The following is a 15861-nucleotide window of genomic DNA, read 5'->3' on the forward strand; positions in this document are numbered from 1 at the left end:
CGAAACGCGCCGCGTCGTTTGACGAGGCGCATGGCGTCGGCCCTGGCGCCACCGGCGAGCGCAGCGTACCCGGCATGCACGGTGCGCGGCTCGCCTTGCTGACGTTCGCGCTGTCGCTGGCCACATTCATCGAAGTCCTGGATTCGACGGTAACCAACGTCGCGGTACCGGCTATTTCCGGCGGCCTCGGCGTGTCCAACAGCCAGGGCACGTGGGTGATCAGCTCGTACTCCGTGGCCGCCGCCATCGCCGTGCCCTTGACGGGCTGGCTCTCGCGGCGGGTCGGCGAAACGCGGCTGTTCCTTGGCGCGGTGATCCTTTTCACGTTGACGTCGCTGCTATGCGGCGTGGCCGGCGACTTTCATCTTCTGGTGGTATGCCGGGCATTGCAGGGGCTCTTTTCCGGGCCGATGGTGCCGCTTTCCCAAACGATCCTGCTGCGGACCTTTCCGCCGGATAAGCGCGTCGTGGCACTCGCGCTGTGGGCGATGACGGTGCTGCTTGCGCCGATCTTCGGTCCGGTGGTGGGCGGCTGGATCATCGACAATTTTTCGTGGCCGTGGATCTTCCTGATCAATCTGCCGATCGGCATCTTCTCGTTCGCAGTGTGTATGACGCTGTTGCGCCGCGATGCACCCGTCGGCAAGGCGGTGCCGATCGATCTGCCTGGCATTATCTTGCTGGTCGTCGGCGTGGGCTCGTTGCAGACGGTGCTGGATCTCGGTCACGACCGCGGCTGGTTCGATTCGCCGTTAATCCTGACGCTGGCGATCATCGCCGGCTTGGCGATCGCGTCGCTGTTGATCTGGGAGGCGGGCGAACGGCATCCGGTGATCGATCTGAGCCTGTTCCGTGATCGCACGTTTTCGTTCTGCGTGCTGATCATTTCGCTGGGCATGATGAGCTTCTCGGTGGTGGGCGTGATCTTTCCGCTCTGGTTGCAGGCTGTGATGGGCTACACCGCGTACCAGGCCGGACTCGCCACCGCGCCGCTTGGCGTGCTCGCGCTGGTGTTCTCGATTCTGGTCGGCATTTATGCGGCCCGTTTCGACGCGCGCGTGCTCGCGACTTTCGGCTTTCTCGTGTTCGCGGCCGTGCTGTGGTGGGATGCGCATTTCACGCTGACCATGACTTTCACGCAGATCATCACGCCGGGTCTGATTCAGGGCATCGGCTTGCCGTGCTTCTTCATTCCGTTGACGGCAGCGACGCTCTCGCGCGTATCCGACGACAAGCTCGCCGCGGCCTCGAGTCTGTCGAATTTCTTGCGCACGCTGTCGGCGGCGTTCGGCACGGCGATGAGTGTCACGCTATGGGATAACCGTGCGCTGTATCACTATGACGTCGTCGCGCAGTCGGTGACGAAATCGTCCGGCAATACGCAGCGCTTCGTTCAGAGTCTGCACGGCATGGGCATCGACGGCGCGCGCGAACTCACCACCTTGCATCACGTCGTGCAGCAACAGGCCTACATGATGGCGACCGGCGACATGTTCTACATGGCAAGCATCACCTGCCTCGTGCTCGCCGTCATGATGTGGCTCACGCGTCCCAAGCGCGGCGCGGCGATGGCTTTAGGTCACTGAGGAACTTCGAATGACGATCCTGGGCGCATTGATCATCCTGTTTCATCCGAGTGAAGCGCAGCTCGCGCGCGCGGTGGCGATGCGTTCGGCGTGCGACCGCTTGTTGGTGGTCGACAACTCGCCGTTGCCGGACGCGCGCGCCGCGATGATGCTGGGCGAGGCTGGCGTCGCGTTGCTGCATCACGGCAACCGCAACGGCATTGCCGGCGCCTTCAATTGCGGCTTGAACGCGCTGTTCGACGCAGGCGCGGATGCGGTCGCGCTGTTTGACCAGGATTCCGAGGCGCCGGAGGCTTACTTCGCCGTGATGCGCGACCGGTGCACGTCGATGAGTGGCCGGGCATTTTTAGCGGGCCCGCGTATCTTCGATGAAAACGATCAACGCTTCCTGCCCGAACTCGCGACGAGCGGTTTGGCGGTAGAGAGGCTGTCGATACACGCCGATGCTGCGATGCAGCGCTGCGCGTTTCTGATTTCGTCCGGCTGTGTCATTTCACGCGAGGCGCTCGCGCGGCTCGGCCGATTTGACGAAGCGCTCTTTATCGACCACGTCGATACCGAATACTGCTTGCGTGCATTGCTGCGTAATGTGCCCGTGTACGTGGTGCCGTCGCTCGTGCTGCTGCATCGGATCGGCTCACGGCGCCGCCACAAACTGGGTTCTCTGGAATTGACGACGATGAATCACCCCGGTTTCCGCCGCTATTACAGCGCGCGAAACGCGATGCAGCTTGCGCTGCAATATGGAATGCGTCTGCCGGTCGCAATCGTGCCGAACGTGCTGACGCTCTGGCAAATCGTGCAGATTGCGCTGCTTGAAAAAGACAAGCTGGCCAAGCTCAACGCGATTGCGCTGGGTCTATTCGATGGGTTCTTCGGACGAATGGGGCCGCTTGAGAGGACCCGTCCGCGATTTGCGTCCAAAGTGGCCAGGACCACGAATGCGGTTAATGCGGCTAACTCGGCGAGCTTTGGCGAGATGAATACGCCGGTAGCAGGAGAACGTGCAATGCCTCTTACCCGGCACTCATGAGACGGTCTATGCAATTCCCTATGACACGCACCTTGCCGTTGCTGCTGCCGCTGCTGCTGATTGCAGCGGCGCTGACCGGTTGCGTGAGCGATGCGGGTCTGCAAGCCAACGTCAAACCGATCAAGCCATCCGCCGATGCACTTTCGCAGACCATCGGGCCAGGCGCGAACGGTGCATGGCCCGCGCCCGATTGGGTCAAGCGCTACCGCGATCCGCAACTGGATGAGCTGACCGCCGAAGCCTTGCAAAACAATCCCGACCTGCAGATTGCCAAAGCGAGAGTGGGTGCCGCGCAGGCACAACTCGAGCAGTTTGCATCGCTCACCGGCCTCACCGGCACGGCTGGCGCGACGGTGAGTAAAGCCCGCTTACCGCAGCCGAACGATGTGGCCAACGTATCCGTCGGCGGCCAACAGATTCCGGTGCAGTTGTTCAATGATCCGGTGGTGTCGCCGGCTGCGTTATTCGCGGGCTTGAGCTACCAGCTCGACCTGTGGGGCAAAAATGCCGCGCTGACCGGCAGCCTGCTGTCCACGCGCGATGCCGCACGAGTCGATGCGGAGCAGGCGCGGCTCACGCTGACGGTCGCGCTCGTGACGCTCTACTGCGAGCTCGACCGCGCCTTTGCGATGCAGGACATTTTGCTGCAAAAGCAGCAGGCCGCGGACAGGGTCGATGCGGTCTTGCGCGAGCGTGGCGCGCGTGGCATCGATAACGCGTACGACTCGGCCGACGCCACACTCAAGCGAAGCCGGCTCGCCTCCCAGCAGGCGCTCAACGACGAGCGCATCAAACTGACCGAATTGCAGATCGGCGTGTTGACGGGGCGCGGCGCGGAGCGGGGTTTGTCGCTGCATCGTCCGCAACTGGCCGCGGCGGCCGATGCGCCGATGCCTGCGCAATTGCCGGTCGATCTGTTGGGCCGTCGGCCTGACATCGTGGCGGCGCGTTTGCGGGCTGAAGCGGCGCTCGCCAACACCGACGCCACGCGGGCGCAGTTCTATCCGGACGTGAATCTGGTGGCCTTTGCCGGACTGACAGCATTGACGCCCGGCGCGCTTTTCTCGCGCGCGGCGTTGACCGGCTCGGTGGGACCGGCGATCTCCTTGCCGATTTTCGACCGGACCCGGTTGCATGCGCAATTAGGCGGCGATTACGCCAACGTCGACGCCGCGATCGGCCTCTACAACAAGACCGTCGACGAGGCGCTAGGGGAGGTCGCGCGTCAACTGACTTCCTTGCGCACGTTCGATACGCTCGCGACCGAGCAGACGCGCGCCGTGGAAGCGGCCTCGCATATCGTCGCGATCGCTGAAGAGCGGCATCGCCGCGGCATCGGCATGCAGAAGGACGTGACGCTGGCCGACCTGTCTTTGCTCGACGAACGCGCGCAGCAGGTGGATTTGCAGGGCCGCCGCAGAATGCTGCAGGTTGCGCTGGTCGGCGCGCTCGGTGGTGGCTTCGACGTACGCAAGGTGGCGGGCGCACCGATTTCTCACTATCAGACCACCTTTCCCTCCCACGCACGCATCACGGATACGCACTTCGATTGAATGCACAACGATAAACAGGCACAACATGCCGCGAGCTGGACCGAGGAGCAGGCAAACCCGGCAAACGCGGCGGGCGTAACGAGCGACGCGCATGATTCGAAACGGGCGGCGCGCCGGCGCCGTTTTGCCGTTTTCTTCGGTGTGGTGGCGCTCGCCGGTGTGGCGTGGCTGACGTATTGGGGCTTAAGCGCGCGTTTCTTCGAAGAGACCGACGACGCCTACGTGGCGGGCAACATCGTCCAGATCGCCGCGCAGATACCCGGCACGGTCACCGATATTCTGGTGGACAACACACGGCAGGTGGGTGCCGGTCAGCCGCTCGTCAAACTCGACGATGCCGAGGCAGCCGCCGCGTTCGCGCAGGCCAAAGCGCAACTGACACTCGCCGTGCGACAGGTGGCGAACGCGACGATCTCGCGCAAGCTCTATGTCCAGTCAATCGAGGCGCGCCGCGCCGAACTCGCGTTGGCGCAACGTGCACTGGCGGCGCGCGATCATGCGTCAGTGGAAGTCGTGTCGCCGGAAGAATTGGCGCGTGCTCGCGAAGCGGTCGCAGTCGCGCAAGCGAATCTCGCCTCGGCGCAAGTCCAGCTCGATGCCGCCCGCGCGCTCGGCGGGAAATTCCCGGTCGAAGCCAGCCCGCCGGTTCTGCAAGCCGCGGCGCAATTGCGGCTCGCTTACCGTAATCTGCAGCGCACCACCGTCGTTTCTCCCGTCGACGGCACGGTCGGACAGCGTTCGGTGCAGATCGGCCAGCAGGTCGGGCCGGGGCTCGCACTCATGTCGATCATTCCGCTTGAGCGTCTGTGGGTCGAGGCGAATTTCAAGGAAGGCCAGATTCGCAGCATGCGCGTGGGGCAGCCGGTACGTATCGTGTCGGACGTGTACGGCTCGCAAGTGGTGTATCAGGGGCACGTGGAGGGTTTTTCGGCAGGCACAGGCAGTGCGTTTTCGATGCTGCCCTCGCAGAACGCTGCCGGTAACTGGATCAAGGTCGTGCAGCGCGTGCCGATCGTGATTTCGCTCGACGCGGCCGAACTCGCGGCGCATCCGCTGCGGCTCGGCCTGTCGATGCAGGTGTCGGTGGATACGCATGTGCGCAGCGGTCATCTGATCGGCAACGATACGCCGGCGGCCACACAGAGTACCCGCGTTCACGATAACGTCTCGCGCGATGCGGACGTGCTGATCGCGCAAATCATTCGGGACAATAGTGACCGTGGGGGTGCTGCTGACTAGATTGCCGCCGCTGCGCTACTGTGGCTAGTTGCCCGGATCGATCACGGGCTTGTCAGGATCTGCCAGCGTTTTATAGGGTAGCGACGCTGCGTGCGGGTTGGTTGTAGTGTCGTCGATCACGCGATCGACGTCCGCCGTTTTCGCGAGTTCCGCGAGGAACGTCTGTTTGTCGAAGCCTGGTGCGACGCAGCCTTGCACGTAGATGAAACGACGTTGCAGCGTGAGCCACAGCGTCGACTGTTCGCGCCAGTGAGTGGCGTAATTGATGTTGGTGAGACGCCGCTGGACGGCGTCCGCGATTTCCACGTCGTAGAGATACGCGTTCGACAGACGGCAACGGCCCTCCACCCAGCAGCTATTGCCGCGCTCGATCCGGTAATGACTGTCGTCGAGCCATTCCTGCTCGGTCTCGAGTGGACCTAAGGGAACCGGGCATTTGTCGATCGCTTTGGATATCTGAAAGAATGGATCGTGGCCGCGATTGACGCGTTGCGCTTGCGCCTGGGCATGCGTCGCGGCCATGCAGATCAGCAGACTCGCCAGGTGCTGTTGGATCAGGCGCTTCATCGTCTTGGGCTCCGGGATTTGAGCGTGGGGCAGACGGACCGACGGTTTTGATTCTCGACTACCCAGTCGAGATTATGCAGCGGCTCAGGGCATCACTGACTCTTGCGACGATTTTCAACGGCGAACTTGATCAACTCGGCCTGGCCTTCGATATCGAGTTTGCGCTTCAGGTTCAGCCGATGCGTTTCCACCGTGCGCACCGAGAGGTCGTTGCGTTGAGCGATCTGCTTGCTCGAGAGACCTTCCGCGAGCGCATCGAGAATATCGCGCTCGCGCGGTGTGAGCCTTTCAATGGGCGACTGCGTCGCCGATGCCTGGATCAACCGCGCGCCCAGCCCCGCGCTGAAAAACGTTTTGCCTTCCAGCACCGCGCCAATCGCCTGAATGATTTCGGTGGCGGGCGAGTCCTTGAGCACATAACCGCTGGCCCCTGCGCGCACCGCCTGGGTCACGTACTCGAGGTTGTCGTGCATGGAGAGCATCAGCACGCGTATCGCCGGGAAGCGCTCATGAAACATGCCGGCCAACGCGATGCCGTTCATTCCGTTCATGCCAACATCCATCAGCACCAGATGAGGTTCCTGGCTGGCGGCGAGTGCGAGTGCTTCCTGCGCATTGCCCGCTTCGCCGACGATTTCGATGTTGCGCACGGCTTCGAGCCGGGCGCGCAAGCCGTCGCGTACCAGCGGATGGTCGTCGATCAGAATCAGACGTGCGATGGCAAGTGACATGTCGTTCATAGTGAGGTTTCCTGCAAGGCCGGCGATTGAAGCCCAGACGCAACGACCGGCACGCGCGCGGTTACGATCGTATGACCGGCTTGCGAACTGAGCGACAGCTTGCCGCCCAGTACGTCCAGCCGCTCGCGCATATTGCGCAGACCCACGCCCGCGCGTGGACTGACGAGTGCGTGCGCCACATCGAAACCGCGCCCGTTGTCCGAAATCGTCAGCGTGACGGCGTCGCTCGATACTTCCAGCGAAAGCGCCGCGCTGGACGCCTGTGCGTGCCGTACGATGTTCGTCAGCGCTTCCTGGGCGATACGGAACAGGACCGTATTCACGGCTTCCGGCAAAGCCGCTACATGAGTGTGGGCGATCTGCGTGAAGCCGATCTTGATGCCGGATTCGTCGCTCAACTCGCGCGTGAGCTGCTCCAGCGCGGCCGCTACGCCGAGGTCATCGAGCATCGACGGACGCAGCGCGTGGGAAATGCGGCGCACTTCACGCAAGGTATCGCCGATGCGCGCCACGCTGGTCGATAGCGCGGCTTCCGCCGCAGGCACGCGTACATCGCTGCGTTCGAAGCGCGCCAACGCCGATTCGAGCAGCAACTTCACGGAAACCATCATTTGACTGATGCCGTCGTGCAATTCACGCGACAGGCGCGCCCGTTCGTTTTCCTGCGAGTCGACCACCTGCTGCGCGAGCCGCTTCAGTTTTGCATCGGCGCTGCGGTATTCGGTGACGTTGAGTACCAGCGCACACAATGCGATCACGGCGAGCCCGGCGAGTGCGATGGCATCGATCCACTGCATCGTGCGATCGATGTTGGCCGCCGCGCGCTGATCGATGGCCGCGAGCGTGGCGTCGACATCGTCGAGATAGATGCCGGTGCCGATCATCCAGCCCCAGCGTTCGAGCGGCACCACGTAACCCAGTTTCGACGCGAGCTTGCCCGTCGACGGACGATGCCACACGTAGCGCACATAGCCGCCGCCGCGCGTGGCCGCGGCGAGCAATTGCTGGATCGTCAGCTTGCCTTGCGGATCGCGCAGCTCCCAGAGGTCGCGTCCGACGAGATCGGGTTCGCGCGGATGCATCAGCGAACGGCCGTGCATGTCGTAGACGAAGAAGTAGCCGTCCTTGCCGAAATCCATTTTCTCGAGGATGTCGAGCGCGCGGGTGCGCAGCATTGCGTCGTCGCGGGCGTTGTCCTGGCCGGCGTTGTAGAGCGGGGCGATCGCCGTGGTCGCGAGCTCGACGTAGTGTTTGAGCTCGACTTCCTTGCTGGCCAGGTACGCGGCCTGGGTGGTCGCGTGCTGCGTGTCGGCGAGCGCCGTGGCTTCCTGGCGCACGCCAATTTCAATGCTGGCGATGGCCGCCAGAAAGGGCACGATCGCCAGCAGGACAATCTTTGCTTTGAGTTTCATCGTAGACAGGACGGCCGACGGGCTACGTAGTATTACGTAGCCGGCTTACGTAGTTGCGCGCTTGTGAGAGCGCTCACGAAGGCGAATACTACATCCCCACGACGCACCGCGCCTTCCGGAGCGCGATTTCAATAATAGACCTAGGAGAAGTTTGTGGAGACCTCCCAATCTGCCGGCCGTTCATGGCTATGGCTAATCCTGCTGATCCCGTACATCGCGTTGCTGTGGTTGCCGTTCTATAACGACACGCGGCCCTCGTTCGCCGGCTTTCCGTTCTTCTACTGGTATCAGTTCTTGTGGGTTCCGTTGACCTCGCTACTGATTTACGTCGTGTACCGAGGTGTCAAATGAGCGATGTCAACCCGGTCGCGATGACCGTCTTTATCGCGTTCTTTGTTCTCGTCACTGTGATCGGTTTTTTTGCCGCGCGCTGGAAGCGGGGCGATCTGACGCAATTGCATGAGTGGGGCCTGGGTGGCCGCCAATTCGGCACGGTGATTTCGTGGTTCCTCGTCGGCGGCGACTTCTATACCGCTTATACGGTGATCGCGGTGCCCGCGCTGGTGTATTCGGTGGGCGCGTATGGCTTCTTTGCGCTGCCGTACACGATCATCGTCTATCCGTTCGTGTTCGCGGTGATGCCGAAGCTGTGGAAGATCGCGAAGGCGAAGGATCACATCACGGCAGCGGATTATGTGCAGAGCGAATACGGTGGCAAGTGGTTCCCGGCTGCGGTTGCATTGACCGGCATTGTCGCGACGATGCCATATATCGCGCTGCAACTGGTGGGCATGCAGGTCGTGATCAAAGGGCTAGGTGTGACGGGCGAGATGCCGCTGATCGTCGCCTTCGTGATTCTTGCGCTTTACACGTACGCAAGCGGCTTGCGGGCACCGGCGATGATCGCGTTCGTCAAGGACATCATGATCTATATCGTCGTTATCGCGGCGATTTGGCTGATTCCGGCGAAGCTCGGCGGCTATGCGCATGTGTTCGATGCGGCCGATACGTATTTCAAGGCCAAGGGCGGCGCAACCGGGATCATTCTGAAGCCGGCTCAGTTCACTGCTTATGCATCGCTGGCTTTGGGTTCGGCACTGGCGGCGTTCATGTATCCGCATACGATGACGGCGGTGTTGTCGTCCTCGTCGGCTAATACCGTACGCAAGAATGCGATTTTCCTGCCGGCGTATACGCTGTTGCTGGGGTTGATTGCGTTGCTCGGGTATATGGCGATTGCGGCCGGTGTGCATGTGAAGTCGGCGTCCGATATGGTGCCGGCGCTGTTTAACACGTTGTTCCCGTCGTGGTTCGTTGGCTTTGCGGCTGCGGCTATTGCGATTAGCGCGTTGGTGCCCGCCGCGATCATGTCGATTGGTGCGGCTAATCTGTTCACGCGGAATTTGTGGCGTCCTCTTGTTTCGCCGGGTATTACGCCTGAGGCGGAGGCTTCTACTGCGAAGATCGTTTCGCTGGTTGTGAAGTTTGGGGCGCTGTTGTTTATTGTGTTCCTGCCGACGCAGTATGCGATTGATTTGCAGTTGCTGGGTGGGGTTTGGATTTTGCAGATCTTTCCGGCTATTGTGTTTTCTTTGTATACGCGGCGGTTGAATACGGCGGGGTTGTTTCTTGGGTGGTTGGTCGGGATTGTGCTTGGGACTGGGCTTGCTGTTTCTCAAGGGCTAAAGCCGGTGTTTGCCTTGCATGTTGGGGATGCTGTCTATCCGGTTTATATTGGGTTGATTGCGCTCGCTGCTAATGTTGTTGTTAGTTTTGTTGTGTCGGTTTTGTCGCCGCGGAGGGTTGTGGCGGCGGTTTGATGTTTTTGTTTGGCTGGCGCTGCTGGGGTGATTGCTCCGGCGGCGTTGGCCTTTCCTTGTTTTGTTAGTGGTCTATTAGCGTTGCCCCTGTGCGGGGCGGCACCTACTTTTCTTTGCATGCCGCAAAGAAAAGTAGGCAAAAGAAAGCGGCTCAAACCACTCCTGCTAGGCGGGGTCCATAGTTTACACAGGGTAGTGGTGCATCTGGAATCCGTGTGCGTGCACCTGCATGCGCTTGTGACAAGGGCGTCATACTTCCGGCGGCGCTGCGCTCGCCGAAGAGTACTTCGAAAACCATTGGTCATCTGGAGCCTAGCTCCGTCGAGGTGCGATGGCGATGCAACGGCGTGATTTTTATCAGCGTCTCCGCCGGAAATTAATCCCCACGAATACCGCCATCAACATCAAAAATCCGCCAAACACCAGGGTGGAATTGACGACAACGTGTCTGACGCCAAGCACGTCGACATAGAAAATTCTACGGCGTGCTACGCGAAACACTGACCGGCTGAAAACGGTTCACTACCTCGGGAATAGCTGAACTCGCCGGTGACGTTTCATCAATTGCCGTGCGGCCGCCGTCGTGGAAGAACGCGAGTTCCGCGGCCTTATTCAGCACGAGGATACTGATCCGTCGATTGGTCGGTTCGTCGGCGACGTTGCTGTTCAGCGGCAATACATCGGCGAGTCCGCGCACCTGCAGCAGCTTCTCGCCGCGCATGCCGCCGACGACCAACGCGCGGCGCGCGGCGCGCGGCGTTGGCCCGGTCGGACGATAGTTCCCAGTTCGAGTAGCCCTCGGGCCCGGCCGTGTATGGCACCGCGTCGGTATGGCCGGCTATCGAAATGCGGTTCTCCACGTCGTTGAGCGCGGCGCCGATCTGCGTCAGGATCGTCACGGCGTAAGGCTGCAACTTCGAACTGCCGGACGGAAACATCGGACGATTCTGCGAATCGACAATCTCGATGCGCAGACCTTCGTTCGTGATCGAAATGCGGATCTGATCCTTGAATGCCCTCAACGCTGGGCTCTGCTCGATCAAGGCGGTGAGCCTCTCTTTCAACTGCTGAAGCCGTGCCGCGTCCGAGGGCGCTACGATCGGTGGGACCGTGGTCGGCGGCGTCGGTTCGGTCTGGCTCTTCTTGCCGTCGCCGGGTAATCGTTCGAATCGACTTCCGGTAATTTTGTCCGTCGTGTTGCGACCAGTCGTTGTGGTCGCAACCAATAGTGGCGATTTACGGATCGGATGAGTAAGGATGTGGCTGCATGATCGGGTTATCCAAAACGCGTGGTGTGGCATTTTTACCGGGCGGTCTGCTAGCATGGCAAACAGTTTGTAACGACAGCCGGTCCCGGCGCTCAAAGCGCGCCACGCGGCTTCTCGTCGGCTCACGAATGCCGGCAGCGACAGCGGCCCATCCGGAGATGCGAAAAGCATGTGGAATCTGAATTCTGCCGAGAACATCAAGCTGGCAACCAAAGCGGCCTCCTGCCTTGCCGGTCTCGGGCTCCTATTCGCGTCCAACGCGGCTCACGCCCAGGAGTTTTCCCTATTCGGCGGCGGCTCGCGCGCGGGCAGCACGAACACCTACACCTGGGCAATCGACTATCAGGAAGGGCTCGGGCAATACTTCGCCGCGAGCTTCACGTGGCTGAATGAAGGGCACATTCCCAATCATCATCGCGACGGCCAGATGATCCAGCTATGGGGCCGTATTCCCGTCGGGAGCCCGCAGTTCGTCCTGCAGGTGGGCGTCGGTCCATACCGTTACTTCGACACCACCACGGCCGTGCAAGGCGGGAGCTATTCGGACACTCACGGCTGGGGCGTCGTGTATAGCGTGCGCGCGGCGTACTACGCGTCGAGCCGGTGGATCACGCAACTGCAGTTGAATCGCGTGCATGTGCAGCGCGGGCCGGATGCGACCAGCGTGATGTTCGGCGTCGGCTATCAGCTCGATGCCCCGGGCACACCCGGTCCACGCGACTGGGCGAGCGGCAGTACGCACAAGGTCACCAACAACGAAGTGGCGGTGTACCTCGGCGAGACGATCATCAATTCGACCAGCTCGCCGACTGCACTTGGCGGCGCGATCGAGTACCGTCGCGGCCTCGCGAAATACCTCGATGTGACGGTTGGCTATCTTCACGAGGGCAGCAGCAAGGTGGCGCGCCGCGACGGCTTGACCAGCCAACTGTGGGCGACGCGTGCCTTCCTCAACGATAAGGTATCGCTCGGGCTCGGCGTCGGCACCTACTATGCGATCAACGAAAACGAGAACAGCCTCACGCCAGGGCCGGGCGCCGGGAAGTTTTCCGGCCTCGTCACGATCGCCGGCTCGTATCGCCTGACCGATCACTGGAATGCGCGGATCGAATGGAATCGTGTCGTGACACGCTATGATCGCGACTCGGATGTGATTTTCGGCGGTGTGGGCTACCGTTGGTGATGGCTCACCGTGCCAGCAGAAGCAGTCTTCTAGAACCGATAGTAAAGATTCACACAAAAAAACCGGAGAAGAGCATGAAAGCCAGCACCATCGCCGAACGGGAGGCCCGTGGCCGTGCCGCCCGTGAGCACTCGAAGCGTTCGAGCCATCGCGCGGTAGGCGAGTTGCATCGCAACCCGATCGAATTGCTCAAGCAAAGCAGCGAGGGGCGAGTCGAAAGGCTCGTGCCGCTGCGCTACGGGCGTATGTCGGTGTCGCCGTTCACCTTCTTTCGCGGCACCGCGATCATTCAGGCGCACGACCTGAGCCGTGTCCCCGATACCGGCCTCACCATGCCGATTTGCGGCGACGGCCATCTGATGAATTTCGGCGGGTTCGCGACACCGGAGCGTCAACTCGTGTTCGATCTGAACGACTTCGACGAAGTCGCCACAGGTCCCTTCGAATGGGACCTGAAACGTTTGACCGCAAGCCTCGTGGTCGCTGCACGTCATATGCGTTTGAGTCGTGGAGCAGCGGAGAATCTGGTGATGACCGCCGTCACCGAATACCGCGACCGCATGGCGCAATACGCGCAATGCGGCGCGCTCGAACTCTGGTACGACCGCATCACCTTCGACCGCATGGCGGAAACCGCGCTGACCCCCGAGCGCCGCCGTATCGTGCGGCGCGGCATGGAAAAGGCCGCGAGCCGCACCCACGAAAATCTGCTGGAGAAAATGGCCGAGCACGACAGCGACCGCTGGACGATCCGCGATGCGCCGCCGGCGCTGTTCCACGTGCTAGGCGCGAACACGCTGTTCACGCCTGAAGAAACCGAGGCATTCAAGGGCCACAACTGGCGCAAGATGCTCGAACGCATGTGGGGCGAGTACCTGAAGACGATGTCGCATGACCGGCGCGAGTTGCTCAGCCATTTCACCGTGCAGGACATCGTATTCAAAGTGGTGGGCGTCGGCAGCGTCGGCACGCGCTGCATGGTCGTGCTGAACGTGGATCACATGGGCAAGCCATTGTTTCTGCAGCTCAAGGAGGCGCGGCCGTCGGTGGTCGCCCAGTACTACAAGTCGCCTCCCGTCAAGCACGAGGGCGAACGCGTCGTGCAAGGGCAGCGCATGTTGCAGGCCGCGAGCGACATCTTTCTCGGCTGGGCGAACGGGCCGTTAGGGCGCCATTTCTACTTCCGGCAACTGCGCGACATGAAGCTGTCGGCGAACATCGAACTGTTCGACACCGACCTGCTGGAGGGGTACGCGAAACTCTGCGGCTGGATCATGGCGCGCGCGCATGCCAAGGCGAGTGGCCAGGCGATCGAAGTCAGCGCGTATATCGGCCGTAGCGACCAGTTTGCGGAGTCGCTCGCGGCTTATGCCGCCAGCTACGCTGACCAGGTGGAGCGTGATTACGACGTGTTCCTGAAGGCCTGCCGCAGCGGCGAGCTCGAGGCGCGCACGGACGAAGACATGGCGGCGGATTTCCGCGTGTAACAGTCAATCGCGCCTGAGCAGTGCTTGAGCCGCGTAAGCAATGTTTGCGTGGCTCGCCGCGTGCCGGTGGCCGAACCACGCGGAAAGATTGCTCACAGTTCAGTCGTCGATGCGTGCTTCACGCAGCGTAACGAAGCGCAGGTGCTGGCTGCGCGCCGCGTCGATCACGCGCGGCAGGACGGCGAGTATCAGCGGTTTGCCCTCGATGGTGAGCGCGGCATTGCCATCGTGCAGCAGCAGGATGTCGCGCGGCGCCAGGCCGCGGAGTAGCCGGTGCGCGACCACGTGGGGATCGCGCTCGCGCGTGTCGTAGCCGCGCCGTGTCCACGCCGCGAGCCGCAAATCGAGTTTGCGCAGCACGGGCTCGAGAAAGATGTTGCGCAACCCCGCCGGGGCGCGGAAGAACATCGGCCGCTCGCCGCTCAATGCCTCGAAGGTGCGCTGCGCCGCGCCGATCTCGCGGGTGAGCGCGCCCGGAAACGTGATCGAAAACGTGTGGACGTGAACCTGCGAATGGTTTTCCAGCGCATGGCCGCGTGCGACGATCTCGCGTGCGAGTTCCGGGTAGCGTTGCGCTTTCGCGCCGATACAGAAGAAGGTGGCGCGCACCTTGAAAGCGTCGAGCAGATCCAGCACTTGCGGGGTGACGACCGGGTCGGGGCCGTCGTCGATGGTCAGTGCGATCGCGTCTGCGTTGCGCGCGCCGGCGGGCAGGTGCGTCCAGTTCGGGCCAAGCAGCGAGGTGCGCGGCAAAAGGCCGGCCACGGTAAAAATAGCGTGATTCACGAAGATCGCGGCGAGCCACCACGGCCATGCGGCGGGTGCCAGCAGCCAGCCCGCCAGTACGAATACGTGCCATGCGGCGGTGGCCGCGAGCATCGCAGGATAGCCGGTGCGCGGCCAGCGGCGCTGCGGCGGAGCCTCGTTGCGTTGCTGCGGCGTGAAAAGTTCGTTCATAAAGCGTGCTTCCTGTCTTCCTTCCTCCGTCCTGGGAAGGCCCTGAATCGCGCGCGTGACGCGCAACAGCCAACGATACCATTGATGCGCAATGCGACGCTGTTGCGGAAGGTAACGATAAGTAATGAAAGAATGCTGAAAGACGCCATGCTTCGCGACGGCCGCGCCGTTGCATTTGTGATGGGCGATCCGCTGTTGTATGGTGCTAAGGCCCAAGAAACGGAGCAGGAGAGGTGCTGTGACAGGAACGGGAATCAAGAAAGTCGCGCTGGTGACGGGCGCGGGCAGCGGCATCGGCCGGGCCTGCGCGCTCAAGATGCTGGAACACGGTTATAGCGTCGTACTCGCCGGCCGTCGCCAGGCGCCGCTCGACGCCGTGGTCGAAGAAGCGCAGCAACTGGGCGGCGACGCGCTTGCCGTGGCCTGCGACGTGACGGATGCCGACAGCGTCGCCGCGCTGTTCGACACGATCCGCTCGCGGCGCGGCCGCCTCGACGTACTGTTCAACAACGCGGGCCGCAACGGCTCGCCGGTGGATATCGATGAGCTCGATGTCGACGAATGGCGCTCGGTGGTCGACACCAATCTCACGGGCGTGTTTCTTTGCACACGTGCCGCCTTCGGTCTGATGAAAACGCAGACGCCGCGGGGCGGCCGCATTGTCAACAATGGCTCGATTTCCGCGCATGCGCCGCGGCCGAACAGCATCGCCTACACGGCGACCAAGCACGCGATTACCGGCATCACGAAAGCGGTTTCGCTCGACGGCCGCAAATACGACATCGTGTGCGGGCAGATCGACATCGGCAATGCGGCGACAGAAATGGCCGAGCGGATGGCGCGCGGCGTGCCGCAGGCGAACGGCGAAATCGCGGTCGAGCCGTTGATGGACGTGCAGCACGTCGCCGACGCGGTGCTGCATATGGCCGAATTGCCGTTGTCAGTGAATGTGCAGTTCATGACCATCATGGCAAGCAAGATGCCGTTCGTCGGGCGGGGCTGAGCGGGGCGCCGCA

12 protein-coding genes and 2 pseudogenes are annotated in these 15861 nt (G+C 62.1%); 9 read left to right on the forward strand and 5 right to left on the reverse strand.

Annotated features, from left to right (window positions below; genetic code table 11):
- Positions 1-74: 74 nt before the first annotated feature.
- The 4 genes and pseudogenes from M0D67_RS24300 (at position 75) to M0D67_RS24315 (ending at position 5411) form a co-directional block, all read left to right on the forward strand.
- Positions 75-1586 carry a DHA2 family efflux MFS transporter permease subunit gene (locus M0D67_RS24300; RefSeq protein ID WP_266240001.1) on the forward strand — a complete coding sequence of 504 codons (1512 nt, stop codon included), beginning with the start codon at positions 75-77 and terminating at the stop codon, positions 1584-1586.
- Positions 1587-1596: 10 nt separating this feature from the next.
- Positions 1597-2475 (forward strand): annotated as a pseudogene (locus M0D67_RS24305) (glycosyltransferase family 2 protein); the annotation flags it as partial.
- 152 nt (positions 2476-2627) lie between these two features.
- The gene (locus tag M0D67_RS24310; RefSeq protein ID WP_266239941.1) at positions 2628-4172 is read left to right on the forward strand and encodes an efflux transporter outer membrane subunit; all 1545 of its coding nucleotides are present in this window, start codon (positions 2628-2630) and stop codon (positions 4170-4172) included.
- Positions 4173-5411, forward strand: coding sequence for an HlyD family efflux transporter periplasmic adaptor subunit (locus tag M0D67_RS24315; protein WP_266239942.1), 1239 nt, complete (start codon positions 4173-4175; stop codon positions 5409-5411).
- Positions 5412-5435: 24 nt separating this feature from the next.
- Here M0D67_RS24315 and M0D67_RS24320 read toward each other — a convergent pair whose 3' ends face one another.
- From M0D67_RS24320 to M0D67_RS24330, 3 genes are all read right to left on the reverse strand, one after another.
- The gene (locus M0D67_RS24320) at positions 5436-5978 is read right to left on the reverse strand and encodes a hypothetical protein (protein ID WP_266239943.1); all 543 of its coding nucleotides are present in this window, start codon (positions 5976-5978) and stop codon (positions 5436-5438) included.
- A gap of 92 nt (positions 5979-6070) precedes the next feature.
- Positions 6071-6718, reverse strand: coding sequence for a response regulator transcription factor (locus tag M0D67_RS24325; protein ID WP_171928246.1), 648 nt, complete (start codon positions 6716-6718; stop codon positions 6071-6073).
- Positions 6715-8130, reverse strand: coding sequence for a cache domain-containing protein (locus M0D67_RS24330; protein WP_266239944.1), 1416 nt, complete (start codon positions 8128-8130; stop codon positions 6715-6717). Before M0D67_RS24330 ends, M0D67_RS24325 begins: the two co-directional genes overlap by 4 nt.
- A 153-nt stretch (positions 8131-8283) precedes the next feature.
- On the opposite strand from M0D67_RS24330, the gene M0D67_RS24335 reads away from it, so the two are divergent.
- Both M0D67_RS24335 and mctP read left to right on the forward strand, forming a co-directional pair.
- On the forward strand, positions 8284-8481 hold the full coding sequence (locus M0D67_RS24335; protein ID WP_093634922.1) for a DUF3311 domain-containing protein: 198 nt from the start codon (positions 8284-8286) through the stop codon (positions 8479-8481).
- Positions 8478-9950 carry a monocarboxylate uptake permease MctP gene (gene mctP / locus M0D67_RS24340; protein WP_266239945.1) on the forward strand — a complete coding sequence of 491 codons (1473 nt, stop codon included), beginning with the start codon at positions 8478-8480 and terminating at the stop codon, positions 9948-9950. The genes M0D67_RS24335 and mctP overlap by 4 nt, the downstream gene beginning before the upstream one ends.
- A 478-nt stretch (positions 9951-10428) precedes the next feature.
- Here the strand turns inward: mctP and M0D67_RS24345 are convergent.
- A pseudogene (locus tag M0D67_RS24345) lies at positions 10429-11107 on the reverse strand (OmpA family protein); the annotation flags it as partial.
- Between the two features lie 280 nt (positions 11108-11387).
- Here M0D67_RS24345 and M0D67_RS24350 point away from each other — a divergent pair.
- Positions 11388-12401, forward strand: coding sequence for a hypothetical protein (locus M0D67_RS24350; protein ID WP_266239947.1), 1014 nt, complete (start codon positions 11388-11390; stop codon positions 12399-12401).
- Between the two features lie 74 nt (positions 12402-12475).
- Positions 12476-13888 (forward strand): DUF2252 domain-containing protein, encoded by a 1413-nt coding sequence (locus M0D67_RS24355; protein WP_266239949.1) that lies wholly within the window; start codon positions 12476-12478, stop codon positions 13886-13888.
- 99 nt (positions 13889-13987) lie between these two features.
- Here M0D67_RS24355 and M0D67_RS24360 read toward each other — a convergent pair whose 3' ends face one another.
- Positions 13988-14845, reverse strand: a complete 858-nt coding sequence (locus M0D67_RS24360; protein ID WP_266239951.1) for a polysaccharide deacetylase family protein — start codon at positions 14843-14845, stop codon at positions 13988-13990.
- A gap of 238 nt (positions 14846-15083) precedes the next feature.
- Here M0D67_RS24360 and M0D67_RS24365 point away from each other — a divergent pair, with 238 nt between their 5' ends.
- Positions 15084-15848, forward strand: a complete 765-nt coding sequence (locus M0D67_RS24365; protein ID WP_266239953.1) for an SDR family oxidoreductase — start codon at positions 15084-15086, stop codon at positions 15846-15848.
- Positions 15849-15861 lie beyond the last annotated feature (13 nt).

This window comes from Paraburkholderia sp. SECH4 (assembly GCF_030511745.1).
Taxonomy (GTDB): Bacteria; Pseudomonadota; Gammaproteobacteria; order Burkholderiales; family Burkholderiaceae; genus Paraburkholderia; species Paraburkholderia madseniana.

What these genes read in the sequence shown, in the direction of transcription:
- M0D67_RS24300 (WP_266240001.1), top strand. Translation starts at nt 75, where the DNA reads ATGCACGGTGCGCGGCTCGCCTTGCTGACGTTCGCGCTGTCGCTGGCC.
- M0D67_RS24310 (WP_266239941.1), top strand. Translation starts at nt 2,628, where the DNA reads ATGCAATTCCCTATGACACGCACCTTGCCGTTGCTGCTGCCGCTGCTG.
- M0D67_RS24315 (WP_266239942.1), top strand. Translation starts at nt 4,173, where the DNA reads ATGCACAACGATAAACAGGCACAACATGCCGCGAGCTGGACCGAGGAG.
- M0D67_RS24320 (WP_266239943.1), bottom strand. Translation starts at nt 5,978, where the DNA reads ATGAAGCGCCTGATCCAACAGCACCTGGCGAGTCTGCTGATCTGCATG.
- M0D67_RS24325 (WP_171928246.1), bottom strand. Translation starts at nt 6,718, where the DNA reads ATGAACGACATGTCACTTGCCATCGCACGTCTGATTCTGATCGACGAC.
- M0D67_RS24330 (WP_266239944.1), bottom strand. Translation starts at nt 8,130, where the DNA reads ATGAAACTCAAAGCAAAGATTGTCCTGCTGGCGATCGTGCCCTTTCTG.
- mctP (WP_266239945.1), top strand. Translation starts at nt 8,478, where the DNA reads ATGAGCGATGTCAACCCGGTCGCGATGACCGTCTTTATCGCGTTCTTT.
- M0D67_RS24350 (WP_266239947.1), top strand. Translation starts at nt 11,388, where the DNA reads ATGTGGAATCTGAATTCTGCCGAGAACATCAAGCTGGCAACCAAAGCG.
- M0D67_RS24355 (WP_266239949.1), top strand. Translation starts at nt 12,476, where the DNA reads ATGAAAGCCAGCACCATCGCCGAACGGGAGGCCCGTGGCCGTGCCGCC.
- M0D67_RS24360 (WP_266239951.1), bottom strand. Translation starts at nt 14,845, where the DNA reads ATGAACGAACTTTTCACGCCGCAGCAACGCAACGAGGCTCCGCCGCAG.